This window comes from Pseudanabaena sp. 'Roaring Creek' (assembly GCF_001402795.1).
In the GTDB taxonomy this organism is placed as follows: Bacteria; Cyanobacteriota; Cyanobacteriia; order Pseudanabaenales; family Pseudanabaenaceae; genus Pseudanabaena.
The window spans coordinates 1-318 of record NZ_LIRE01000639.1; the positions used below are offsets into that span (position 1 = coordinate 1).

Here is a 318-nt window from a genome sequence, read left to right on the forward strand (position 1 = left end):
GCTGTATTGGCTGTGTGCGTTCAACCCCTTTACCCATGCCGTGGAGCTAGTGCGCAACGCGCTTTACCTGCGCCTGCATATCGAGGCGCTGCTGATCTGCGCCGGCCTGACGGTATTACTGACGCTGCTCGCCGTAGCCAGCTTCAACCCGCAACATGCCGCGCTGCGCAAAGCAGGTTGACCAATAGGGAATCTCTCCGTAGGGCGGACTCAGGAGCGCCAGCGAACAGTCCGCCGCGCTTCGTCGCCTCGCAAATCCGATGGCGTACTGCTTCGCGAGTACGCCCTACGACAGATTCCAGGCACGCCCCACCAGCC

At 62.3% G+C, this 318-nt stretch carries 1 pseudogene; it reads left to right on the forward strand.

Annotated elements, in window-relative coordinates:
• Nucleotides 1-181, forward strand: a pseudogene (locus tag AC805_RS16905) (multidrug ABC transporter permease); the annotation flags it as partial.
• Nucleotides 182-318 lie beyond the last annotated feature (137 nt).